17 protein-coding genes are annotated in these 22,250 nt (G+C 71.8%); 8 read left to right on the top strand and 9 right to left on the bottom strand.

Annotated elements, in window-relative coordinates:
* Window positions 1–58 precede the first annotated feature (58 nt).
* On the top strand, window positions 59–1,009 hold the full coding sequence (locus ACQEV2_RS18040) for a MoxR family ATPase (protein ID WP_433042023.1): 951 nt from the start codon (window positions 59–61) through the stop codon (window positions 1,007–1,009).
* A complete protein-coding gene (gene fxsT / locus ACQEV2_RS18045) occupies window positions 1,006–4,956 on the top strand; it encodes an FxSxx-COOH system tetratricopeptide repeat protein (protein ID WP_433042026.1) in 3,951 nt (1,316 codons plus the stop codon). The genes ACQEV2_RS18040 and fxsT overlap by 4 nt, the downstream gene beginning before the upstream one ends.
* A 60-nt stretch (window positions 4,957–5,016) precedes the next feature.
* Here fxsT and ACQEV2_RS18050 read toward each other — a convergent pair whose 3' ends face one another.
* The gene (locus ACQEV2_RS18050; RefSeq protein WP_433054545.1) at window positions 5,017–6,849 is read right to left on the bottom strand and encodes an HEXXH motif domain-containing protein; all 1,833 of its coding nucleotides are present in this window, start codon (window positions 6,847–6,849) and stop codon (window positions 5,017–5,019) included.
* A 60-nt stretch (window positions 6,850–6,909) separates the two neighbouring features.
* On the opposite strand from ACQEV2_RS18050, the gene ACQEV2_RS18055 reads away from it, so the two are divergent.
* Window positions 6,910–7,104, top strand: a complete 195-nt coding sequence (locus ACQEV2_RS18055) for a hypothetical protein (RefSeq protein WP_433042029.1) — start codon at window positions 6,910–6,912, stop codon at window positions 7,102–7,104.
* Window positions 7,105–7,178: 74 nt separating this feature from the next.
* Here the strand turns inward: ACQEV2_RS18055 and ACQEV2_RS18060 are convergent, their stop codons facing one another.
* Window positions 7,179–8,702, bottom strand: a complete 1,524-nt coding sequence (locus ACQEV2_RS18060; RefSeq protein ID WP_433042032.1) for an MFS transporter — start codon at window positions 8,700–8,702, stop codon at window positions 7,179–7,181.
* A gap of 62 nt (window positions 8,703–8,764) precedes the next feature.
* Between ACQEV2_RS18060 and ACQEV2_RS18065 the strand changes: the two genes are divergently transcribed.
* Complete coding sequence (locus ACQEV2_RS18065) at window positions 8,765–9,745, top strand: helix-turn-helix transcriptional regulator (RefSeq protein ID WP_433042035.1); 981 nt, start codon at window positions 8,765–8,767, stop codon at window positions 9,743–9,745.
* Between the two features lie 544 nt (window positions 9,746–10,289).
* Here ACQEV2_RS18065 and ACQEV2_RS18070 read toward each other — a convergent pair.
* On the bottom strand, window positions 10,290–10,988 hold the full coding sequence (locus tag ACQEV2_RS18070) for a TetR/AcrR family transcriptional regulator (RefSeq protein ID WP_433042038.1): 699 nt from the start codon (window positions 10,986–10,988) through the stop codon (window positions 10,290–10,292).
* Between the two features lie 522 nt (window positions 10,989–11,510).
* Complete coding sequence (locus ACQEV2_RS18075) at window positions 11,511–12,509, bottom strand: sigma-70 family RNA polymerase sigma factor (RefSeq protein ID WP_433042041.1); 999 nt, start codon at window positions 12,507–12,509, stop codon at window positions 11,511–11,513.
* A gap of 169 nt (window positions 12,510–12,678) precedes the next feature.
* On the opposite strand from ACQEV2_RS18075, the gene ACQEV2_RS18080 reads away from it, so the two are divergent.
* Window positions 12,679–13,209 carry an N-acetyltransferase family protein gene (locus ACQEV2_RS18080; protein ID WP_433042044.1) on the top strand — a complete coding sequence of 177 codons (531 nt, stop codon included), beginning with the start codon at window positions 12,679–12,681 and terminating at the stop codon, window positions 13,207–13,209.
* Window positions 13,210–13,229: 20 nt separating this feature from the next.
* On the opposite strand, the gene ACQEV2_RS18085 is transcribed toward ACQEV2_RS18080, so the two are convergent.
* Complete coding sequence (locus tag ACQEV2_RS18085) at window positions 13,230–14,015, bottom strand: dioxygenase family protein (RefSeq protein WP_433042047.1); 786 nt, start codon at window positions 14,013–14,015, stop codon at window positions 13,230–13,232.
* A 118-nt stretch (window positions 14,016–14,133) separates the two neighbouring features.
* On the opposite strand from ACQEV2_RS18085, the gene ACQEV2_RS18090 reads away from it, so the two are divergent.
* Entirely contained in the window at window positions 14,134–14,670 is a 537-nt protein-coding gene (locus ACQEV2_RS18090) for a MarR family winged helix-turn-helix transcriptional regulator (RefSeq protein ID WP_433042050.1), read from the top strand.
* A 113-nt stretch (window positions 14,671–14,783) separates the two neighbouring features.
* Here the strand turns inward: ACQEV2_RS18090 and ACQEV2_RS18095 are convergent, their stop codons facing one another.
* Together ACQEV2_RS18095 and ACQEV2_RS18100 are read right to left on the bottom strand one after the other, a co-directional pair.
* On the bottom strand, window positions 14,784–16,325 hold the full coding sequence (locus ACQEV2_RS18095; RefSeq protein WP_433042053.1) for an MFS transporter: 1,542 nt from the start codon (window positions 16,323–16,325) through the stop codon (window positions 14,784–14,786).
* Between the two features lie 164 nt (window positions 16,326–16,489).
* Window positions 16,490–17,134, bottom strand: coding sequence for a TetR/AcrR family transcriptional regulator (locus ACQEV2_RS18100; protein ID WP_433042056.1), 645 nt, complete (start codon window positions 17,132–17,134; stop codon window positions 16,490–16,492).
* A 258-nt stretch (window positions 17,135–17,392) separates the two neighbouring features.
* Between ACQEV2_RS18100 and ACQEV2_RS18105 the strand changes: the two genes are divergently transcribed.
* Window positions 17,393–18,673 (top strand): M6 family metalloprotease domain-containing protein, encoded by a 1,281-nt coding sequence (locus ACQEV2_RS18105; RefSeq protein ID WP_433042059.1) that lies wholly within the window; start codon window positions 17,393–17,395, stop codon window positions 18,671–18,673.
* Window positions 18,674–18,733: 60 nt separating this feature from the next.
* Window positions 18,734–20,401 (top strand): IclR family transcriptional regulator domain-containing protein, encoded by a 1,668-nt coding sequence (locus ACQEV2_RS18110; protein WP_433042062.1) that lies wholly within the window; start codon window positions 18,734–18,736, stop codon window positions 20,399–20,401.
* Between the two features lie 18 nt (window positions 20,402–20,419).
* Here the strand turns inward: ACQEV2_RS18110 and ACQEV2_RS18115 are convergent, their stop codons facing one another.
* Together ACQEV2_RS18115 and ACQEV2_RS18120 are read right to left on the bottom strand one after the other, a co-directional pair.
* A complete protein-coding gene (locus tag ACQEV2_RS18115; protein ID WP_433042065.1) occupies window positions 20,420–21,019 on the bottom strand; it encodes an NADPH-dependent FMN reductase in 600 nt (199 codons plus the stop codon).
* Between the two features lie 82 nt (window positions 21,020–21,101).
* Entirely contained in the window at window positions 21,102–22,130 is a 1,029-nt protein-coding gene (locus tag ACQEV2_RS18120; protein WP_433042068.1) for a GlxA family transcriptional regulator, read from the bottom strand.
* Window positions 22,131–22,250 lie beyond the last annotated feature (120 nt).

A 22,250-nucleotide genomic window follows, 5' to 3' on the forward strand; every position in this document is an offset into this window, starting at 1 on the left:
GCCCGTCCGGGAGAGGAACAACCACAGAGCGAGCCACCGACCCGAGGGGACGCCGCTGATGCCTGCGAACAGCGAGCCGTGGGGGATCTACCGAGGCACCGGCTGCCCCGGCACCGGCACGGACGACTGGCCCGATCCGCCTGCCTGGCGCAGCTTCGGCGGCGGCCCGGACCTGCCGGCGCCGCAGGCCGACGACCCGTACGCGTCCGTCCTGCTCGGCGACCCGGCGCACCCGCTGCCGCCGGTGCCGGAGGAAGTGGACCGGGTCAACGCGGCACTGTTCCTGAGCCGCCCGCTGCTCGTCACCGGCGAACCCGGCACCGGCAAGTCGGCCCTCGCGTACCGCATCAGCCGCGAACTCGGCCTCGGCCGCGTCCTGCGCTGGCAGATCACCAGCCTGAGCACGCTCCACGAGGGCCTGTACGCGGGTGCCGGCCGGCTCGGACCGCTCGGCACCGCCTTCCTGCCCCACCGCACACCCCGGGTGCTGCTGATCGACCGGCTGGACCGGGCCGACATCGCTCTGCCCGAGGATCTGTGCACGGTCCTGACGACCGGCGGTTTCTCCCTGCCCCACGCCGCGCCCGGGGGCGGGGCACGGCTGGCCCCGGACGACGATCCGGCGGCCACCGTCCCCTTGTCCGGCGGGGAGGTGCGCTGCCATGCCTTCCCGGTCCTGGTCATCACGACCGGGGGTGACAGGGATCTGCCGCACGACCTCGTATCCCGCTGTGTCTCTCTGCGGATGCCGCGGCCCACCCCCGAGTTCCTGCGTGCCGTCGCCGCCGCCCGCTTCCCCGACGGCGACTCGGCCCGGGCGCCTGCACCGGACGTGGTCGACGCCTTCCTGGAGCGGGCCGCCGACGCCGAGGGGCGCGTCGTGGAACGGTTCCTCGACGCCCTCCAACTGGCCGTCGACGGCGTTCTGTCGGCCCTTGCGGCGGACGGGCGCGGCTGGCCGGAGGCGGTCGACACGCTGTGGCGGTGGACCGCGGCGGAGGAGCCGTGACGGCGCCCCGGCGGGAGTCGCCACCGGACGGGGGACGGCCCAGGTCCCGGCCCGGGAGGACACCGGCTCCGCCCACCGCCGGTTCCTTTCCCCCGGCCCTGCCCGAGGGCCTCCCGGACGCCCTGCGCCGGATCGGTGCGGCGCTCGGACCGGGCCGGGCGGCGCGCGGTGCCTGGGACGTGGCGGTGGTGGCCGACGCGGGGCCGACGATGGGCGTCTGGGAGGAGACGGTCCGTGCGTTCGCCGTGGCGCTGCACCGCTGCGGCGCGTTCGGGCGGATCACCGCGCACCGGCTGCCGTACGACGACACCCGTCAGCGGCTGCCGTACGGCGGCGACGCTGAACCGGCGACGCTGCGGCGCCGGGCAGACCGCCGGCTGACCCTGCTGCTCACCGACGGTGCGGGCCCGCGCTGGCGCACGCATGCCGTGGAGCCGCTGCTGCGTCGCTGGGGGCAGGCCGGGCCGGTCGCGGTGGTCGACCTGCTGCCGCACCCGATGTGGGCCAGGACGGGGCTGCGCCACTGGCAGGTGCTGCTGCGCTCGCCCGCGCCGGCCGTGGCCAACCGCCGGCTGCGGTGGCGCGCACGCGGCCTGGGCCCGGACGTGGGCGGGCTGCCGCTCGGCAGGCGCCCCGATGTGCCGATCCCGGTGCTCGAACTCAGCCCTCGCTGGCTGGACGCCTGGGCCGGTCTGCTGGGCGCGGCGGCGCCGGGGTGGCTGCCGCTCACGGTGATGTTCCCCCGCGCGCGCATGCCCGCCTCCGCCGGTGACACGGAGCCGCCCGGGGATGCCGCGGCGCAGGTGGCACGCTTCCGCTCCGCGGTGTCCAGGAACGTGTTCACTCTGGCCACGATGCTCGCCGCGATCCCGCTCGGCCCGCCACTGATCGGCGAGGTTCAGAACACCGTGCTGCCGGACGGTTCGCTCGCCGATTTCGCGCAACTGCTGGTGCACGGCCTGGTCACGCCGGGCGGCAGGCCGGCCGCCGCCTTCGAGTTCGCCACCGGGGTGCGCGAGGAGCTGCTCGCCGCCGGGCGGCGTTCCGACCTGGTGCGAGTAGTCGAACTGGTGGGGGATCGGCGGGGATCAGGCGGGGAACACTTGTGGCGACTGCCCCGATTGCTGCGCGGGGCCGCCGTGCCCACGATCCCGCCGGTCGACGACGAGTCCGAGCCGTGGCTCAGGGCGGAGAGCGCCGTGCTGCACGCGCTGTCCGGGCCGTTCCTGAGGCCGGCGAACGAGGTGGACGCAGCCCTGGCGGCCCACCGGGAACACGTACGGCGCACCGCGCACCGGGGCACCACCGCACCCGCAACACCCAGCCATACCGTCGTCCGGGCCCCGGACGGCGCCGACCGATCGACGACTCGGACGACTCAGACGACTCAGGGGAAGAGGAGGCCGGTGATGCCGCATCAGGCCCCGGCGAGCACGGTGGGCAGCGAACGCGCCAGCAACACACCCACGGTGTGGGGGAACATTCCACCCAGGAATCCGAACTTCACCGGCCGCGAGGCCCTCCTCGACGAACTTCACCAGCGACTGCTGCGGGAACGGGCGACCGCCGTGCTGCCGCACGCGCTGCACGGCATGGGCGGGGTCGGCAAGAGCCTGCTGGCCATCGAGTACCTCTACCGCCGCATGACCGAGTACGACGTGATCTGGTGGATCTCCGCCGAGCGCACCGCGCAGATCTCCCTGTCCCTGGTCGAGCTGGCCCCACGGCTGGGGCTGCAGCCCGGCTCCGACGCCGCCTCGACGGTCGCCGCGGTCCTGGAGTCGCTGCGCATCGGAGTGCCCTACGCCAAATGGCTGCTGGTCTTCGACAACGCCGAAAGCCCGGAGGCGGTACGGCCGTTCTTCCCGGTCGGCGGGCCCGGCAACATCCTCGTCACCTCCCGCAACCCCCAATGGGCCTCGCTCGCACGGCCGTTGGAGGTCGACGTCTTCATGCGGGAGGAGAGCAAACAGCTGCTGCAGGTGCGCGGGCCCGGGATCAGCGACGAGGACGCCGACCGGCTCGCGGAGGCGCTCGGCGACCTGCCGCTGGCCATCGAGCAGGCGGCCGCCTGGCACGCCGAGACCGGCATGCCGGTGGACGAGTACCTGCGCCTGCTCGCGGAGAAGCGCCTCGACCTGCTGCGCGGCACCGCTCCCCTGGGCGACCAGCACCCGGTGATCGCGGCCTGGAACATCTCGCTGGACCAGCTGGAGGCCAAGAGCCCGGCCGCGTACCAGCTGTTACAGGTGTGCTCGTTCTGCGCGCCGGAACCGATCGCGCGCAGCATGTTCACCCGCATGCCGCCCGGCTCCATCACCCCCGAGCTGGACGCCGCCCTGGAGGATCCGATCCGGCTCGGCCAGGTCATCCGCGACATCGGCCGCTACTCACTGGCCCGTTTCAACCACCGCACCAACTCGCTGCAGATGCACCGGCTGGTGCAGGCCGCCCTGCAGTTCCGGATGACCGAGGAGGACCGGGCCGTCATGCGGCGCGGCACCCATCTGCTGCTGGCGGCCAGCGACCCCAACGACCCCAACGACGCGCTGCGCTGGGACCGTTACGTCGCCCTGTATCCCCATGTGGTCGTGTCGGAGGCGGTGCTGTCCGACGAGAGGCGGGCGCGCAGCCTGGTGGTGAACGAGGTCAGGTGCCTGCTGCGCTGGGGCGACTACGAGTCCGGCCTCGAGCTGGCCCGTAACGCGTACGAGAACTGGCGCAGGCGGCTGGGCGAGGAACACACGCAGACCCTCGAGGTCGCCCGCTGGATGGGGTTCCTGCTGTTCAACATGGGCCGCTACAAAGAGGCGGCCGAGCTCAACACCGAGGTGCTGGAGGCCTACCTCCGGTCGGTCGGTCCCGACCACCAGGACACCATCGAAGCGCTCGGCAACGTCGCCATAGACCACCGGGTGCGTGGCGCGTTCGAAGAGGCGCTCCGCCTGGCCGAGTCCGTACACGAGAAGTACGTACGGCTCATCGGCCCGGACGACCCGGACACGATGCGCGCCGCGCACAACCTCGGCGTGAGCCTGCGTCTGGTAGGCGACTTCGCCCGCGCCCGACGGCTGGACGAGCAGACCTATCTCGACCGCACCCAGGTCTTCGGCCAGGACCATGTCAGCACCCTGCTCACCTGGCTCGGCCTGACCATCGACATTCGCGAACTCGGCGACTACGGCACGGCGTTGACCTATCACCGCGAGATCACCCAGCAGGCCAATTCCCTGCTCGGCGACACCAACCCGTTCGCCCTCTCCTGCGTCCGTCACCTCGCCGTCGGGCTCCGCAAGGCCGGCGAGCACCAGGAGGCCGCCTGCATGGCCGAGCAGATCCGCTCCGAACTCGTACGCCGGTACGGCGACCACAACCCCGAGTCCATGGCCGCCACCCTCGAACTGACCATTCATCTACGGCACAGGGGCAGTCTGGAGGAGGCGTTACAGCTGGGCACCGACATCTGCCGGCGGTACGAGGCCACGTACGGCAAGCAGCACCCACACGCGCTGTCGGCCGCCGTGAACCTCGCGGTCACCCATCGGCTGCTGGGAAACGCGGCGGGCGCGCGGTACATCAACTCCGTGGCGCTGGAGGGACTTAACGCTGCCGTCGGCGAGAATCACCCGTCGACACTGGTGTGCCGCACCAACCTCGCCAGCGACCTGCACGCGCTCGGCGACGTGTCAGGCGCCCTGGAACTGGACACCGAGACACTGCGCCGCTCCCGTGAAGTCTTCGACGAGGACCATCCCTCGACCCTGGCCTGCGCGGCGAATCTGGCGATGGACCTGCGGGCCCTGGGCCGCACCCAGGAGGCGGAGTCCCTGCGCGGCGACACCCGCGAACGCCTCTCCCGCAAGCTGGGCAGCGGCCACCCGGCGGTCGCGCAGGCGGCCGACTGGGACCACCGCGCGGACTGCGACATCGACCCGATGCCGCTGTGACCGGGAGCGGCCCAACCGTGTGACGGTCCCGCCGTACCGAAGGGACCGGCCGGAGCGGCCCTACCCGGCCAGCCAGTGGGCCAGCGCCACCGGGTCCGGCGGCACGGGCAGGGACCGGCTGACGGCGACCGCGAGTTCGGGGTGGCCGGTCAGGGCCGCTCCGGCGGCGCGCTCACCGCACTCGGCCAGCGCCAGACCGAGCCCGGCCCAGGCCGCGGGCCGGGCTCCGGGAACGGTGAGCTCCTCGGTGTACAGCTTCACCGCGGTCTCCGCATCACCCCTCACCAGAGCCAGATCCGCGGAACCGGCTCCGGGCACGCGGCTCGCCGGGTCCGCCTCGTCGCACAGGGCGTCGAACTCGCCGGGGGCGATGAGGCTGAGGCGCGCCAGGAGCGCCAGGGTGTCGAGTCGACAGGCCTGGGGATCGGCGCGCAGTTCGGGCTGGGGGCTGGCGCTCAGTTCGGCCTGGGGGTCGGCGCGCAGCTCGGGCTGGGGGCGCGTACCTGCCTCCTTGCGCCGCCCTGCCACCCATGCGTCCGCGAGCGCCTCCGCGTAGGCCGGGCTCGTGCGCAGGTGGTGTGCGCGCCAGGTGGCGTGGTGATGTACGGCCGCGAGGTGGGCGAGACGCAGTTCGCGCGCCCCCACCGGCTCCTCGTGCCAGTGCGCGGTCTGCTCTGCGAGCGCATCGAGCAGCGCGCGCCCCAGTGCGGTGAGCGCGGGATGGTCGCGCAGCGCCTCGAGCACGGAGCGCACGGCGCTCGCCCACAGTGCGAACTCAAAGCCCGCGAGGCCCTCCGTACCGCGCGTGCGCCAGTAATGCGCGACGCCCGAGAAGGCATACGCCCCGTGTACCAGCCCTCCGAGTGGCCGGGGATCGTCGCGCCAGGGCGCGTGAAACAGGTCGTCGTGCTCCTCGAACAACGGCGCCAGAAAGATGAGGCCGTTGAGCAGGGTGTGCCGGAACTCGTGGACGAGGGCCACGCCGAGCTGTGCCGGGAGCACCTCGTCCTCGTCCGGCTCGGACAACAGCAGGCAACCGAAGGCGTCACTCGACGAGGCCGCCCGCGCCCGCAGGCGCTCGCCGCGGGGCAGCGGGACCACGGACCGCAAGCCGGCGGCCAGCGCCCGGGCACGGGCCGGGTGGTCGTCCACCAGCATCGGCCACATGCGCCCGAACCAGCGGCGCCAGGAGCCTAACCGCGCGGTGGAGAGTCGTCCGGCCGTCGGCAGCGCCGCCACCGTCGGATACGGCCCCAGGTCGTCGAGCGTGAGCGTGAGGGTCACCCCGGCATGCTCGGTGCGCAGCCTGCGCAACCCCTCCCAGCCCGGGGCGTCGCTCTCCGTCTCGTCCGGCAGCGTCACGGTCGTACCGCCCGCCGCGAGGCGGACCACCCCCTCCCGCGCCCACACCTCGGCGGTGCCCCAGGGATCACCGCCGACGGTCGCCCGGCCCAGACCCGGCAGGAAGACCCGGCCGTCCCGGACGGGCACGTGCGCACGGAAGTCGGCTCCGGCCTCGATGAACACCGCCGCCGCCAGCTGACCCAGGAATCCCAGCTCCACACGCAGCGGTGCCTCACCCTCGGCGGCCTCCGGGTCCGGCCTGGTCAGCCTGCGCAACAGCGTTGCCGCCCAGACCCCCACCTGCGGGTCGAGCAGCACCGCACGGAACGCCGCACGGTCCACCCGCTCGGCAGCCTCCAGGAGCTGCCAGTCGCGGTGCAGGTCGGCGGTGTCGCCCGGTGCCGCCTGTGCCGCACTGTCCAGGATCATCCGCAGCAACAGGAGCCGACGGCTCGTCTCCGCGTCCAGCAGGAAGGCGACGGCTTCTTCGTCCTCGGTGAGGGAGCTCAGCGATCGCAGGACATCGGCGGAGAGGTGATGAAGGCGCATCGGCACGCGCCGCACCCTACATGGGAGGCCGTGGCCTCCCATCCCTTGTAGGCTGACGCCATGTCATCGAGGGAACACCGCACCCCCCATGAACCGGCGTCTGAGGTGGCGCAGCCCTGGCTCCCCACCCTGTCAGGCCTGTCGTTGGGGGAGCTGGCGGCCCTTGATGGAGCGGCGCTCCAGCCGTCGGGTGAGCGGCTGCGGCGCCTGGTCGACCGGCCCCTGTCCACGATCGCGGGCAGCGACGGCAGTTAGGGCCAAGGCCTTCGCGACGTAGCAGCGCGGTGCGCCCGCCGTCCGACCGGACAGCGGGCGCACGCCTCCGCCACTCAGCCCGTGAGAACCGGCGTCTTGTCCGCCCCGTCCCCGGCGTCCTCCAGGGCTGGGGCGCCCTCCACGTGCTGCGCCGGCCGTCCCGGTAGAGCGAACATCAGCAGGAAGATGACGGCCATCACCGCGGCCACCCAGCCCAGCGCGTTCTGGAAGGCGTCCGCGAAGGCCGGGCCCACCTGGTCCGGGGTGAGGCGGTCGCTCATCGTGCCGAAGAAGACCACCGACACCAGACCGAGACCGAGCGCGTTCCCCATCTGCTGCACGGTGTTGATGAGGCCCGACGCCGAGCCCGCGTGCTCGCGGGGCACCTCGGAGAGGATCGCGTCCGTCAGCGGGGCGACGATCAGCCCCATGCCGACGCCCATGACGACCAGGGGCAGGGCCATCTGCCAAGGGGCGATCGTCAGGCCGTAGTGCTCGGACTCCCACATGTAGAGCAGGACGCCCGCCGCCAGCACCAGCGCGCCCGTCTGGAGCACCTTGCGGCCGAAGCGCGGGACCAGCTTCTGGACGGACAAGCCGGCCGCCGTCGAGACGGCGATCGAGAACGGGATCCCGGTCAGCCCGGCCTTCAGCGGCCTCCAGCCCAGGCCGGTCTGCATGTACAGCGTCCAGACCAGGAAGAAGATGCCGAGCGCGATGCCGAACACGGTCTGCACGGCGATGCCGGCCGCGAAGCTCTTCACCTTGAACAGGGACAGTTCGACGAGCGGGGAGCCGTCGCGGGCGGTCTTGCGCCTCTCGTACGCCACCAGCGCGGCGAAGACGACCAATGCGCCGGCCATCGAGACATACCCCCACAGCGGCCAGCCCAGCTCACGGCCGCGGGTGAGCGGATAGAGCAGCATCAGCAGGCCGAGGGTGACGAGGACGACGCCGACCAGGTCCAGCTTCAGTGCCTTCGGCGCCTTGGACTCGGTGATGAAGCGGCTGCCGAGGATGAGGCCCGCGATGCCGACCGGGAGGTTGATGAGGAAGATCGGGCGCCATTCGAGGCCGAAGAGGTTCCACTCCGTCAGCAGCGCGCCCAGCAGCGGGCCGGTGACCGCGCCGAGGCCGACGACCGCACCGAACAGACCGAACACCTTGCCGCGTTCGTGGGCCGGGAACGTGGCGTGCACGATCGACAGGACCTGCGGGACCATCAGCGCCGCCATCGCGCCTTGCAGGAGGCGGGAGGCGACCAGCATCTCCGGGTTCGCGGCGAAGCCGCACAGCGCCGAGGCGAGGGTGAAGCCGCCGATGCCGATCAGGAAGAGCCGCTTGCGGCCGTGTATGTCGCCGAGGCGGCCGCCGGTGATCAGGCCCGCGGCGAAGGCGAGGGCGTAGCCGGCGGTGATCCACTGGATCTGGCTGAAGGACGCGCCCGCGTTCTGCCGGATCGACGGGATCGCGATGTTGACGATCGTGACGTCGACGAGGTCCATGAACGCCGCGGTCATCACGATGGCGAGAGCGAACCAGCGGCGTCGGTCGGCCCGGGGAGCCGGAGGGTCGATGAGGGTCTCGGTGGAGGTCATGAGTTGAAGTTAGAGCCCCATTAGGTCAGATCATGTCCTACTTCTGAGGCATCCTCGAATGCATGACGACGGACACTCCGGCACGGCTCCTGACGCTCCTCTCCCTCCTCCAGACGCCCCGCGAATGGCCCGGCGGTGAGCTCGCCGAGCGGCTCGGGGTGTCTCGGCGCACGGTGCGGCGGGACATCGACCGGTTGCGGGAGCTGGGGTATCCCGTGCAGGCGACCAAGGGGGCCGACGGCGGCTACCGGCTCGTCGCGGGCAAGGCGATGCCGCCGCTCGTCCTGGACGACGAGGAGGCCGTGGCGATCGCGGTCGGGCTGCGGGCCGGGGCCGGGCACGCGGTCGAGGGGGTGGAGGAGGCGTCGGTGCGGGCGCTGGCGAAGCTGGAGCAGGTGCTGCCGTCGCGGCTGCGGCACCGGGTGTCCACGCTGCAGGCCGCGACGATGCCGCTGACCAGCGGGGACGGGGCGAGCATCGCGCCCGAGACGCTGACCGTGATGGCGTCGAGCGTGGCGGGGCGGGAGCGGTTGCGGTTCGCGTACCGGGCGGGGGACGGGACGGAGTCGCGGCGCTTGACCGAGCCGTATCGGCTGGTGTCGACGGGGCGGCGCTGGTACCTCGTCGCGTACGACCTCGATCGGGAGGACTGGCGGACGTTCCGGGTCGACCGGGTGAGCGAGCCGTTCGCCACGGGGGCGCGGTTCGCTCCGCGGGAGTTGCCGTCGGGGAGTGCGGCGGAGTATCTGCGGCAGTCGATGTGGCGGCGACAGGAGACGTACGAGTTCTCCGTGACGTTCGATGCACCCGCGGAGTTCGTCGCGGCTCGGTTGCCGGGGTGGCTGGGGGTGCCGGAGCCGGTGGGCGACGGGCGACGGTGCCGGCTGCGGGGGGCGGCTGGGGATTCCGTGGAGTGGATGGCGGTTCGGCTGGCGATGGTGGACTGCGAGTTCGTGGTGGAGGCGCCGGGGGAACTGGTGCGGTGTGTGCGGGAGTTGGGGGGGCGGTTGAGTCGGGCGGGTGCCTCTGCCTCCGGCGGCTGAGCGTGGGGTGCCTGCGGCGGCCTGTGGGGGTCGGTGGGGGTGCGCGTCTATGCCTGCGGCCTGCGCGGGTGGGGTGGGGGTGCGCGTAGCGCCTACGGGTCGGTGGGTGGGTCGGGGCCGCGCCGGGGGGTGTCCGTCCTCGGACCGGCGGCCGGACTTAGGCCAGGACGTACCGCGTGTTGACGCCGGCCACTGCGGGCGGACACCCCCCGACACGTCCCCTTCCCGCCGTACGCGACTACAGGCCCGTAGGGGTACGCGCCACCGCCTAACGGCCGCAGCAGCCTGCGTAGCTGCTGACCATCACGCCAACCCAGCCGCGTCTGTCACGCCGCCCTCGCCTGCCAAGCTGCGGGCAGTCGTGCCGCTGGGGCGGCACGGGTGGGCGCAGCGGCACCCCGCCAGCGCCGGGCCGCGCGACCCAGCCCCGCCCAGCCCCCACGCCGGGCAACTCCCAAGCCGACGGCACCCAGTGGCACGGTCCAGCCAGCGCAGTCACGCCGCGCCGGGCTGCGCCACCCACCCGCCCCGCCCCCACGCCGGGTCACCCCTCAAGCGTGCGGCGCCACGGGAAGTCCCTCAGCGCCCCCAGATTGCGCATCGCCAGTGCTGCCGGTCCCTCCGGTCCCTCGGCGGGGGCCTCGCCCGACGCCCAGGTCTCGACGGCCACGCGTACGGCCGCGGCGGCCACGGCGGCGGCGAAGCGGAGGTCCGCAGGCTCCGCCGGGACGGCCTCGGCAACGTTGTCGGGCGCGCTCCCGGCGCGGCGGCTCCTCCCCGCCAACACCTCCGCCAGCCGCGCCTCCCCCGCATGGCACACCTCCGCCCACACCTTCCGCAGCGCGGGGCTCGCCGTCGCCAGGCGGACCAGGGTGCGGACCCACTCCCAGGAGGCGGTCGACACCCCCGCGCCCGGCGTCAGGGTGTGGCGGACCGCGTGTTCGAGAGCCTCGGGTACGGACAGGTCGGCGGGGGCGTTTCGGACTGACTCCGCCCAGCGGTCGGCGCCGGCCGCGTAGAGCGGGGCCACCGCCTCCTCCTTGGTGGCGAAGTAGCGGTAGAAGGTGCGCGGCGCCACTCCGGCGGCCTGGGCGATGTCCTCGGCTCGGGTGGTCCGCAGACCCTGCTTCACGAAGAGGCCGGCCGCGGCGCGGGCGATCTCCATGCGGGTCGCCGCCTTGCGGCGCTCCGTCAGTGAGGGGGATGGAGCGGAGGAGGGCTGTGCGGGGGTGGGGCTGCTCACGCTCGGCAGGGTATGCCCATGTGGCACAATCTGCCATCCGGGTGGGCCACCCCGTGGTTCAGGTACGGGGTGACCCACCCGCCCAGCCTGCGAGGGCTCCAGGGGCTACAGCCTGCCCGGGGCAGTCCCCCGCAACCCAAAGGAGCCGGGCCCCGGCACCCAGGGGGGATAGGCGCCGAAGCCCGGCTCGGGGAGAGTCCCGGCGCCGGGGGGAGTGCGTCGGGACTTGGTCTGTTGGTGGTGGGTCAGCTCTGTGGTGTGGGTCGGGTCTGTGGTGGTGCGTCCGCGGTGGGGTCCGTCGGGGCTCGGGCCGAGGCCGGAGGGCGGGGACCTCAGGGTCCGAACTCCCTTGCCCTGAGGTCTTGTTCCCGGAGGCCAGTCGGTTGAAGCGGCGTTACATCGCCATGTTTGCGCGGTCTTTCGCCACCCGGCGTACGCGCCCGCCACCGGTCGCACGCCCCCGGACGGCACCCGGCCACGCCCCAACGGGCCGCGCCGCCCCCGGCGCTGCCGCCGGAGGCGTTACGCCGCCGCGTCGAAGCCGGTGCTGCGCGCCAGCTTCTTCAGCTCCAGCAGGGCGTGCTTCTCGATCTGCCGGATGCGCTCGCGGGTCAGTCCGTGCTCCTTGCCGACCTCGGTCAGGGTGCGCTCGCGCCCGTCCTCGATGCCGTACCGCATCTTGATGATGGACGCTGTGCGCTGGTCGAGGCGGCCGATCAGGTCGTCCAGTTCCTCGCTGCGCAGGAGGGTGAGGACCGACTGCTCCGGGGAGACCGCGGACGTGTCCTCCAGCAGGTCGCCGAACTGGGTCTCGCCCTCGTCGTCCACCGACATGTTGAGGGAGACCGGGTCACGGGCCCAGTCCAGGACGTCCGTCACACGGTCCGCGTTCGAGCCGAGCTCGGCGGCGATCTCCGCGGGCTCCGGGTCGCGGCCGTGCTCGCGGTTGAACTCGCGCTGGACGCGGCGGATGCGGCCCAGCTCCTCGACCAGGTGGACGGGGAGGCGGATGGTGCGGGACTGGTCGGCTATCGAGCGGGTGATGGCCTGACGGATCCACCACGTCGCGTAGGTCGAGAACTTGAAGCCCTTGCGGTAGTCGAACTTCTCCACCGCGCGCACCAGGCCGGCGTTGCCCTCCTGGATCAGGTCGAGGAGGGGCAGGCCGCTGCGCGGGTAGCGGCGGGCCACCGCGACGACCAGGCGGAGGTTGGAGCGGATGAAGATGTCCTTGGCGCGCTCTCCCTCGGCCACCAGGGCCTCGAGTTCTTCACGGGTGGCGTCCGCCTTGGACTCCTCGTATCCGTCGAGGACCTGCCTTGCGAACACACCCGCCTCGATGATCTGCGACAGCTCGACCTCTTTGGCGGCGTCGAGCAGCGGCGTACGCGCGATCTCGTCGAGGTACATGCCGACCAGGTCGCGGTCCGCGATCTCGCCGCCATGGGCGCGAACACTGCTTGCCGCGTCGACGGCCTCGCCGGTGGCGGACTGACGACGGGCGACGGCACGGGTTGCCATGCGTGCTCCCTTGCGATGTGGGCTGGCGGGTGGTTCGTGAACGCTTGGGACTCTTCTCGAGTGCCCGGCATTCGATGGAAACAACGACTGGAATCAGGACAGAATTCCCAAGCCGACCCTCAATTTTTCTGATCTTGCAGTACCCTGTCCGGCCACACGAGGAGGCCCGATGCCGTCGGAACGTACAGAGGTGCAGGTCAGGCCGGGAGTCGAGAGTGACCTCGCCGCCCTCACCGACATCTACAACCACTACGTACGTGAGACGCCCATCACATTCGATACCGCGGTCTTCACACCGGAAGAGCGCCGCCCTTGGCTGCTCTCCCACCCTGAAGACGGCCCGCATCGGCTGATGGTTGCCGCGGAGACGGGCCCCGGAGACGACCCACAGCGGATTCTCGGCTACGCCACATCCAGCGCCTTCAGGCCGAAGCCCGCCTACGAGACCTCCGTCGAGGTGACGATCTACCTCGCGCCTCACGCCGGGCGGCGCGGCGTCGGCACCCTCCTCTACAAGGCCCTGTTCGAGGCCCTGGCGGACGAGGACGTGCACCGGGCCTACGCGGGCATCGCCCAGCCGAACGAGGCGTCCGTGCGGCTGCACGAGCGCTTCGGCTTCCGGTACGTCGGCACGTACCGCGAGGTGGGCCGTAAGTTCGGCCGGTACTGGGATGTCGCCTGGTACGAGAAGGAGCTCTGAGACCGGACGGGAGGCGAGCCTCAGCCGAACTGCACCGATCGCTTCGCCAGCCCCATCCAGAACCCGTCGATCACGGACTTCTGCCCGTCCAGCTCGCCCGTCGCGTCCGCGGCGCCCATCGTCACGAACAGCGGGGCGAAGTGCTCGGTGCGCGGGTGGGCGTAGTGGCCGGCCGGGGACTTGTGCAGGAAGTCCAGCAGCGCGTCCCAGTCGCGGTTCTCCAGTGCCCGGCGGCCCCAGTCGTCGAACTCCACGGACCAGGTGGGGATGCCGCCCTGGCGCAGGGCGGCCAGGTTGTGGGTGAAGAAGCCGGAGCCGACGATCAGGACGCCCTCGTCGCGCAGCGGCGCCAGCTTGCGGCCGATCTCCATCAGCTTCAGGGGATCGAGGGTCGGCATGGAGATCTGCAGGACCGGGATGTCGGCCTCGGGGTACATCTCGACGAGCGGGACGTAGGCGCCGTGGTCGAGGCCGCGGTCCGGGATGTCCTGCACGGGTATGCCGGGGGCGCGCAGCAGCTTCCGTACGGACTCGGCGAGTTGGGGAGCGCCGGGCGCGCCGTACTTCACCTGGTAGTAGTGCTCGGGGAATCCCCAGAAGTCGTAGACGAGAGGAACGGTCTCGGTGGCACCGATGGCGAGCGGGGCCTCCTCCCAGTGGGCGGAGACCATGAGGATCGCCTTGGGGCGCGGCAGGCCGGCCGACCAGGCGGCGAGCTCACCGGGCCAGATCGGGTCGTCCGCGAGGGGCGGGGCGCCGTGGCTGAGGTAAAGAGCAGGCATGCGCTCCTGCGTGGCGGCGGACATGGTGGCGACTCCCTCCGAGGGACTGAAGCCCTACTTGCTTCAAATCTAAAACTCCCTTGTCACGACCGTACGCCCGGGTACTTAAAACTTCAAGGAGAGCTCTCGTACAGTGGAGTACATGAATACGGCATCGACCTCCGCGCCCCCGGCGTCCGACCCCGCGTCCGGGGAGGAACCACGCTGGCTCACCGACGAGGAGCAGCGCGTCTGGCGCTCCTACATCGACGCGACCACGCTGCTCGAGGACTACCTGGACCGCCAGCTCCAGCGGGACGCGGGCATGCCGCACGTCTACTACGGCCTCCTCGTCAAGCTCGCCGAGTCCCCGCGCCGCCGGCTGCGGATGACCGAGCTGGCGATGTACGCGAAGATCACCCGCTCCCGTCTCTCGCACGCCGTCGCCCGGCTGGAGAAGAACGGCTGGGTCCGGCGCGAGGACTGCCCCGACGACAAGCGGGGCCAGTTCGCGGTGCTGACCGACCAGGGCCTTCAGGTGCTGAAGCAGACGGCCCCGGGTCATGTGGAGGCCGTACGCCAGGCCATGTTCGACCGGCTCACCCCCGAACAGCAAAGAGCCCTCGGCGAGATCATGCAGATCGTCGCCGAGGGCCTGCAGCCGAGCGAGGCGGGTGCGGACCTGCCCTGGCTCCGCTGAACCGCTCGTTCAGGAAGCCGGGGCAGGTCCTTCGAGGCCGTACGTACGGAGCGTCCCCATCCCCGTACGTACGCCTGGTCCCAAGGGGTACGGCCGTACGGTCGTCGTCGGACTCAGTGCGCGACGACCGGCACCGCCACCTCGTCCTCGACGCCCTCCTCCGAGGACGCCACCGTCGCACCGCCCGGGCGGCCGGCGTTGACGAAGGTCACGACGATCACCGCGGCGAGCACCAGCATGCCGACCGCGAACCAGATCGCGTTGGTGTAGCCGTGCACCTGGCCCTGCAGCGCCACCAGCTGCTGCTGCGACCTGGAGGTCGCGGAGCCGATGTGGTCGGCGATGTAGGAGGTGGTGGCCGATGCGGCGATCGTGTTCAGCAGGGCCGTGCCGATCGCGCCGCCCACCTGCTGCGAGGTGTTGACCATCGCGGAGGCGACACCGGCGTCCCGGGGCTCGACGCCCAGGGTGGCCAGGGACATGGCCGGCATGAACGCCGTACCCATGCCGAGACCGAGCAGCAGCATCGCCGGCAGGATGATCGAGGCGTACGACGAGCCGATCTCCAGCTGCGTCATCAGCAGCATGCCGACCGCGGCGACCAGGAAGCCGGGGCCCATCAGCAGGCGGGCCGGCAGGCGGGTCATCAGGCGGGTGCCGATCTGGGTCGAGCCGACCATCATGCCGACGATCATCGGCATGAAGGCGAAGCCGGTCTTGATCGGCGTGTAGCCCTTAACGATCTGCAGGTAGTAGGTCAGGAACAGGAAGGTGCCGAACATCGCGATGATCGCGATACCGAGGGAGAGGTAGACCCCGCCCCGGTTGCGGTCGGTGACGACGCGCAGCGGCAGCAGCGGGGCCTTGACCTTGGCCTCGGTGACGACGAAGGCGAGCAGCAGGACCGCGGAGGCGACGAACATGCCCACGGTCACGGAGTCGCCCCAGCCGTCGGACTCGGCGCGGGTGAAGCCGTAGACCAGCGCGACCAGGCCGAGGGTGGACAGCAGGACGCCGGGGATGTCGAGCGGGTTGCGGTTGCGGCCGCCCTCCGGCTCACGGATGACGAAGTACGCGCCGAGCGCGGCGACGATCGCGAACGGGATGTTGACGAAGAACGTCCAGCGCCAGTCCATGTACTCGGTCAGCACACCGCCGAGGATGAAGCCGACGGCGCCGCCACCACCGGCGATCGCACCGTAGATACCGAACGCCTTGGCACGTTCCTTGGCGTCGGTGAACATCACGGCGAGCAGCGAGAGCGCGGCGGGCGCGAGCAGCGCGCCGAAGACGCCCTGCAGGGCGCGGGCGCCGAACATCATCGCCTCGTTGGTGGCCGCACCGCCGAGCGCGGAGGCACCGGCGAAGCCGATCAGACCGACCACGAAGGCGCGCTTGCGGCCCCACAGGTCGGCTATCCGGCCGCCGAACAGCAGCAGACCGCCGAAGGCCAGGGCGTAGGCCGTGACGACCCACTGGCGGTTGCCGTCCGAGATGCCCAGGTCCTGCTGGGCGGAGGGCAGGGCGATGTTCACGATGGTCGCGTCGAGGACGACCATCAGCTGGGCGAGCGCGATGAAGACGAGCGCTTTCCAGCGGTTGGCGTCACCGGATGTCGCCGGTGTGCCGGGAGCCTTTGCGGCTGTTTCAGACATGGGGGTACCCACTTCGGGACTTCGTGACGGAAAAAGTGAAAGGAAAGGGGACGGCTCGTCGGCTGTGACGGCCGGTGAGAATCGTCGAGGTGATGACTGCTGTTGTGCTCTGAACTAATCGGTCGGTACTGATCGGTCGGTGCTCATCGGCCGGTACTCATCGGTCAGGCCTGGCGCAGGTCCTCCATGGTCAGCGCCGTCCCCGGCAGAACGGAACGGGCGGGGGCCCGCAGTCCGTCCAGGAACAGCTGCAGATGGCGATGGACGAAGCGGTCGGCGATGTCGCACCCGGTCCCGGCCGGGGGCCGGCTGAGCTGGGCCGCGGCGAGCAGGACGTCACCGGCGTCCACGTCGGAGCGGAGCTGGCCGGCCGCCTTGGCGCGGTCCATGATCTCCGCGACGAGCTGCTCGACCCGCTCGCGTGCGGCTTCCAGATCGGGGTGGTGCTTGTCGAAGGTGCTCTGGACCATCGGGCACAGCGCGCTGATCCGCTCGTCGGCCGCGGTGTGCACGAAGCGCTCCAGGGCCTCGAAGGCATCCCCGGTCTCCGTGAGCGCGCGTTCGGCCGCCGCGGCCGTGCGCCCCATGACGGAGCAGACGACCTCACGGACCAGTGCGTCACGGTCGGGGAAGTTGCGGTACACCGTGGCGTTGCCGACGCCGGCCCGGCGGGCGATCTCGTCCAGCGGCACGTCAGGGCCGAGCTCGACGAACATCTCCCGGGCGGCGGTGACGATCCGCTCCCGGTTGCGCAGGGCGTCGGCGCGCGGCCGGCTCGCCTTGCGCGCTACGGGGGTCGCGGTCTGCACGGCGTACTCCTGAGTTCCAGGGGGAGGCGATCCGGGGAAGGTGTCCCCGTTTCGCTCGGACACCTGGCTAAACGGGGAAGGGGTCCCCGGTTATTTCCCGACTCCCGAAAAGTTTCATGTGACCTGAATCACAAGCCTCTGTTCCCAAGAACCCACGTTCGGTCTCTTCCAACGCGCGCCCGCGCATCCCCCGACACAGGGTGATCGAGAGGGCGCAGCGCGCGGTCGGCGGGCTGCCATGGACGGAAGGGCCCCTGCATGCAGCCGAGCCGTCGGATACGCCCCCGCCGTGCGGTTGCCCTCGCCTCCGTGACCGCCCTGACCCTGGCGGTCGGCACCTCGGCAGGCACCGGGCGCCCCACGGCGGGCCCCTCGACGGCAACGGGAGCGGGACCGATCGCGGTGGCCCGCTCCTCCCCCCTCGGCTCCTGCATGATCAGCGGCCGGCCGACGGTCCAGATGTCGGAGGGCGTGCCCACGGCACGCGGCTACTCCCGCTCCACCGGCACCGTCCACGCCCTCACCGTGATGGTCGACTTCCCCGACGCCCCAGGTCAGGGCAAGGCGCTCGACCGTTTCGCGGAGTTCTTCCCGAAGACCCAGGAGTGGTTCCGCACCAGTTCCTACGGCCGCCTCGACTACCGCCCCGAGACCCCGATCCGCGACTGGCTGCGCATGCCCAAGTCCTTCCACGCGTACGGGATAGAGCGCGGCGCGCCCTTCGACCCGGGGTACCGGCAGCTGGTCCAGGACATCGTGACCGCGGCCGATGCCAAGGTGGACTTCCGGTCGTACGACTTCCTGAACGTGCTGGTCACGCCGAACGCCGGCCCGTCCGCCCTGGACACGGTCCTGTCGGTGTCCTTCGCGGGCAACGCGGAGGCCCCGGTGGCGGACGGCGTCTCGGTCGCGAACGCCTCCTTCGTCTACTCCCGCCAGGACGACGGCTCCGGCTCCTACCACCGCACCGGCTACCGGGTCCTCCCCCACGAGAACGGCCATGTCTTCGGGCTGCCCGACCTGTACACCGCCGAGGGCGGGAGCGCGGTCGGGCACTGGGACATCATGAGCGAGGACTGGGGGGCCAACAACGACCTGCTCGGCTGGCACAAGTGGAAGCTGGGCTGGCTGGACGCGGCGCAGGTACGGTGCGCCGCCGCTCCCGGGACCTCCGAGTACGCCCTGACGCCGCTGGCCCGCGCGGGCGGCCCCAAGCTGGTGTTCATACCTCTGGACCGCCGTAGCGGATACGCCGTCGAGGTGCGCACGCGCGAGGGCAACGACGAGACCGTGTGCCGGCCCGGCGTGCTGATCTACAAGGTCGACGCGGACGTGGACACCGGGATGGGCCCGGTGAAGGTCCACGACTCCCGGCAGGACAGCGGCGGCTGCACCCGCAGCCCGAACGTCCACGCCGAACTCTCGGACGCGGCGTTCGTGCCGGGGGAGGAATTCCGGGACACCAAGCGGGGGGTGCGGGTCGCGGTGATGGAAGCGAATCTGGCGGGAAGTTACCTGGTCCGCGTGACGCGGGAGTAAGGCGCGGGGCGTGCGGCGGATTACGGTGGGGCCTGCCGCGAACGCCGTACCGGAGAGCCGATGCCCGCGAAGACGACCCAGGACGCCCCTGCCGTACCGGCGGAGGCGGTGACACCGCTGATCCGCGGTGTCGCGGTGCTGTGGCAGCTGACGGAGGCCGGCGGGACGCTGAGCGCGAGCGGGCTGGAGAAGGCCACCGGGCTCGCCCGCTCCACGGTGGACCGGATCGCGTCCACGCTCGCCCGCATGGAGTACGTCCGTCTCGACGGCCGCAACGTGGTGCTGGCGCCCCGCGTGATGGAACTCGGCAACGCCTACCTGGCCGCCCTGGGCCTGCCCGCCCTCCTCGCCCCCCACGCGGACGCGCTCGCCGACGAGCTGGACGAGTCGGTGTCGCTGGCGGTCGGCGACCGCGACGGCATCCGCTTCATCCACCAGGCGACCCGCCGCCGCGCGATGTCCCTCAGCTTCCGCATCGGCGACCTGCTGCCGGCCGAACGCACCGCGCCGGGCCCGCTGTTCGCCACGCAGTGGTCGGACGCGGAGTGGCGGGCCTGGCGCGAGCGCCGGGCGGCGCACCCTGAGGACCGCGGCTTTCCGGCCGTACCGCCCCGGGAGCACGGGTCGTCCGACGAGGACTTCGAGCGCCGGGCGGCACGGGCGCGCCAGGACGGCTGGGCGCTGGACGACCAGTTGATCGAGCCGGGGCTGGTCGCCGTGTCCGTCCCGGTACGGGACCCCCGGGCGGGCGGCCGTATCGCCTGTGTGGCGAACGTGGTGAGCCACACGAGCCGTCACACGGCCACCGACCTGCGCGACACGCTCCTCCCCCGCCTGCGGACGGCGGTGGCGGAGATGGAACGCGAGCTGCGCGAGGCCCCGGAGCCGCGGCGCGAGGCGGCTCCGGCGGGCCTGGCGACCTGGACGGGCGCCTCCAAGCAGGAACTGGGCAGGGAGTTCGTCGAGTCGCTGGCGCGCGGGCTGACCGTACTGACCGCCTTCGGCGAGGGCCGCGCCGAGCTGACCCTCACGGACGTGGCCCAGGCGACCGGACTGTCCCGGGCCACGGCACGCAGGGCACTCATCACGTACGAGCATCTGGGCCTGGTACGCCCGTCGGGCGCGCGTGCCTTCTCGCTGACCCCCCGTGTCCTGTCGCTGGGCTTTCCGCCCCTGTCCCGTACGTCCTTGGCACAGATCGCCACTCCCCACCTGGCCGAACTGGCCGACCGGGTCCACGAGTCGGCGTCCCTGGCGGTGCTGACGCCGTCCGGCGAGGAGATCCAGTACACGGCCCGGGCGGCCACCGGCCGCGTGATGAGCGTCGACATCGCGGTCGGCACACGGCTGCCGGCGTACGCGACCTCGCTGGGCCGGGTGCTGCTGGCGGATCTCCCCGCCGGGGAACGGCACTTGGGGGACCTGACCCCGCTGACTCCGCGTACGACCACGGATCCCGCGACGCTGACGGCCGCACTGGAGGACGTCAGGACCCGCGGATACGCCCTGGTCGACGAGGAGTTGGAGGAGGGCCTGCGCTCGGTGGCGGTACCGGTGCGCGAACGCGGCGGCCGGGTGGTCGCCGCGGTGAACGTGGCGATGCATGCGGCGCGGCGGTCGGTGGAGGAGTGCGTACGGGACGTGCTGCCCGAGCTGGTGGAGACGGCCGGGCGGGTGGAGCGGGACCTGCGGGTGGCGGGGCGGTTCGCCCGGGTCGCGCTGTCCTGAGGCCGAGGCCCTTCGGGTTCAGCCGTCGTACGGCCGCGCGGCGCGGCCCTCGCGCAGGGTCAGGCCCCACCAGGCGAGCTGGTCGAGGAGCACGGTGGCGGCCTTGGCGGTGCCGTCCTGGTCGTGCGGGCGGCCCTCGTCGTCGAACCGCTCCCAGGCCATGGGGAAGCTGACGGTGTCGCGCAGGGTGACGGCGTGCAGCTCGGCGAAGACCTGGCGCAGCTGCTCGACGGCCCGCTGGCCGCCGGCCATACCGCCGTAGGAGACGAAGCCGACCGGCTTGGCCCGCCACTCCCGGTACACGTAGTCGATGGCCAGCTTCAGGGCGGCCGGGTAGCCGTGGTTGTACTCGGGCGTGACGACGACGAACCCGTCGAGCCCGCCGATGCGCTCGGCCAGGGTCGGGGCGTCGTCCAAGGCGGCGGACCGCTCAAGGGTGAGCTTGAGCTCGTCGACGAGGGCGGGTTCGGACAGGTCGATGACATGCGTCTCCATGTCGTCGCGCCGGCCGATCTCGGAGACGAACCACTGCGCGACCTTGTCGGCGAGGCGGCCGGGGCGGACGCTGCCGATGAGGACGCCGATCCTGAGCGGGGGCTGGGGCTGGGGCTGGGGCATGAGGGTGACTCGATTCCGTTGCTGGTGAAGGGAGTTCGCGGGGCCTCTGGGCCGGCCCGCGAGAGCAACGTAAAATCTCAAGCTAACTTGAGGTCAAGGAAGCCCGCTGGGCCGCGGTCGCGCGGAACTTGGCCCGGTACTCGCTCGGCGTCGTGGCGAGGCGGCGGCGGAACGCCCGGATGAGGGTGTCGACGGTGCCGAACCCGCAGCGGGAGGCGATGCGTTCCAGCGTGTCGTCGGTGGTCGCCAGCAGGTTGCCGGCCGTCTCGACACGGAGCGACTCGATGTAGGCGTGCGGCGTCGTGCCGAGTTCGGTCTTGAAGATGCGGGTGAGCTGCCGGTCGCTGACGTGCGCGTACGCGGCCAGTTCCGGGACGGTGAGGCGCTGGTCGAGGTGGTTCAGGATGTGATGCCGGAGGTCCTCGATGCGCCGCGTCGTGGACACCCGCTCCAGCGGCACGCTGAACTGGGACTGCCCGCCGGGCCGCTTCAGGTACATCACGAGCTGGCGGGCGACGCGCAGCGCGACCTGCTCGCCGAAGTCCTCCGCGACCAGGGCGAGGGACAGATCCAGGCAGGCGCTGATCCCGGCGCCGGTCCACACCTCGCCCTCCTCACTCTCCTCGCGGATGAAGATCGGATCCGGGTCGACGCGCACCGCCGGATGATCGGCGGCCAGCCGCTGCGCGGTCGACCAGTGCGTGGTGGCCCGCTTGCCGTCGAGGAGTCCGGCGGCGGCGAGGATGTGCGCCCCGACGCACACCGAGGCGACGCGCCGGGCGTGGCCGGCCAGCGCCTTCACCCGGGCCACCGTGCCGGGTTCGGTGACGGGGTGGATGCGGCGCTCGCTGTCCACCTCGACGGAGCCGGGCACCAGGAGGGTGTCGATGACCCGTCGGCCGACCTCCTGGAACGTGATGTCGGGCAGGATCCGCACGCCGGCCCCCGTCGTCACCGGCTCCAGGGTCTCGGACGCCAGCACGACCTCGTAGCCGACTCGCTCCGCGGTTTCGCGCGGAACGAGGGAGAACACCTCCGGTGGGCCCGTGACATCGAGGAGGTCGACGCCCTCGAACAGCACGATCACGATCAACCGGTTCACGGTCCCCACCCTGCATCCCCCTGTTTCGCTCACGTGATTCGCTCACGGACGCGGGTGTCGGTTTCTGCAAATAACGCGTCATTGCCGACACCCCGGTTCGCGCCATAGCGTCGCATACATGTTCAACAG

Source organism: Streptomyces sp. CA-251387 (genome assembly GCF_050936625.1).
Lineage (GTDB): Bacteria > Actinomycetota > Actinomycetes > Streptomycetales > Streptomycetaceae > Streptomyces.

Excerpts from the sequence above, each read along its gene's own strand:
- ACQEV2_RS18080 (WP_433042044.1), top strand. The coding sequence starts at position 12,679 with ATGCCGTCGGAACGTACAGAGGTGCAGGTCAGGCCGGGAGTCGAGAGT.
- ACQEV2_RS18085 (WP_433042047.1), bottom strand. The coding sequence starts at position 14,015 with ATGTCCGCCGCCACGCAGGAGCGCATGCCTGCTCTTTACCTCAGCCAC.
- ACQEV2_RS18110 (WP_433042062.1), top strand. The coding sequence starts at position 18,734 with ATGCCCGCGAAGACGACCCAGGACGCCCCTGCCGTACCGGCGGAGGCG.
- ACQEV2_RS18060 (WP_433042032.1), bottom strand. The coding sequence starts at position 8,702 with ATGACCTCCACCGAGACCCTCATCGACCCTCCGGCTCCCCGGGCCGAC.
- ACQEV2_RS18105 (WP_433042059.1), top strand. The coding sequence starts at position 17,393 with ATGCAGCCGAGCCGTCGGATACGCCCCCGCCGTGCGGTTGCCCTCGCC.
- ACQEV2_RS18055 (WP_433042029.1), top strand. The coding sequence starts at position 6,910 with ATGTCATCGAGGGAACACCGCACCCCCCATGAACCGGCGTCTGAGGTG.
- ACQEV2_RS18075 (WP_433042041.1), bottom strand. The coding sequence starts at position 12,509 with ATGGCAACCCGTGCCGTCGCCCGTCGTCAGTCCGCCACCGGCGAGGCC.
- ACQEV2_RS18115 (WP_433042065.1), bottom strand. The coding sequence starts at position 21,019 with ATGCCCCAGCCCCAGCCCCAGCCCCCGCTCAGGATCGGCGTCCTCATC.
- ACQEV2_RS18095 (WP_433042053.1), bottom strand. The coding sequence starts at position 16,325 with ATGTCTGAAACAGCCGCAAAGGCTCCCGGCACACCGGCGACATCCGGT.
- ACQEV2_RS18090 (WP_433042050.1), top strand. The coding sequence starts at position 14,134 with ATGAATACGGCATCGACCTCCGCGCCCCCGGCGTCCGACCCCGCGTCC.
- ACQEV2_RS18050 (WP_433054545.1), bottom strand. The coding sequence starts at position 6,849 with ATGCGCCTTCATCACCTCTCCGCCGATGTCCTGCGATCGCTGAGCTCC.
- ACQEV2_RS18040 (WP_433042023.1), top strand. The coding sequence starts at position 59 with ATGCCTGCGAACAGCGAGCCGTGGGGGATCTACCGAGGCACCGGCTGC.
- ACQEV2_RS18065 (WP_433042035.1), top strand. The coding sequence starts at position 8,765 with ATGACGACGGACACTCCGGCACGGCTCCTGACGCTCCTCTCCCTCCTC.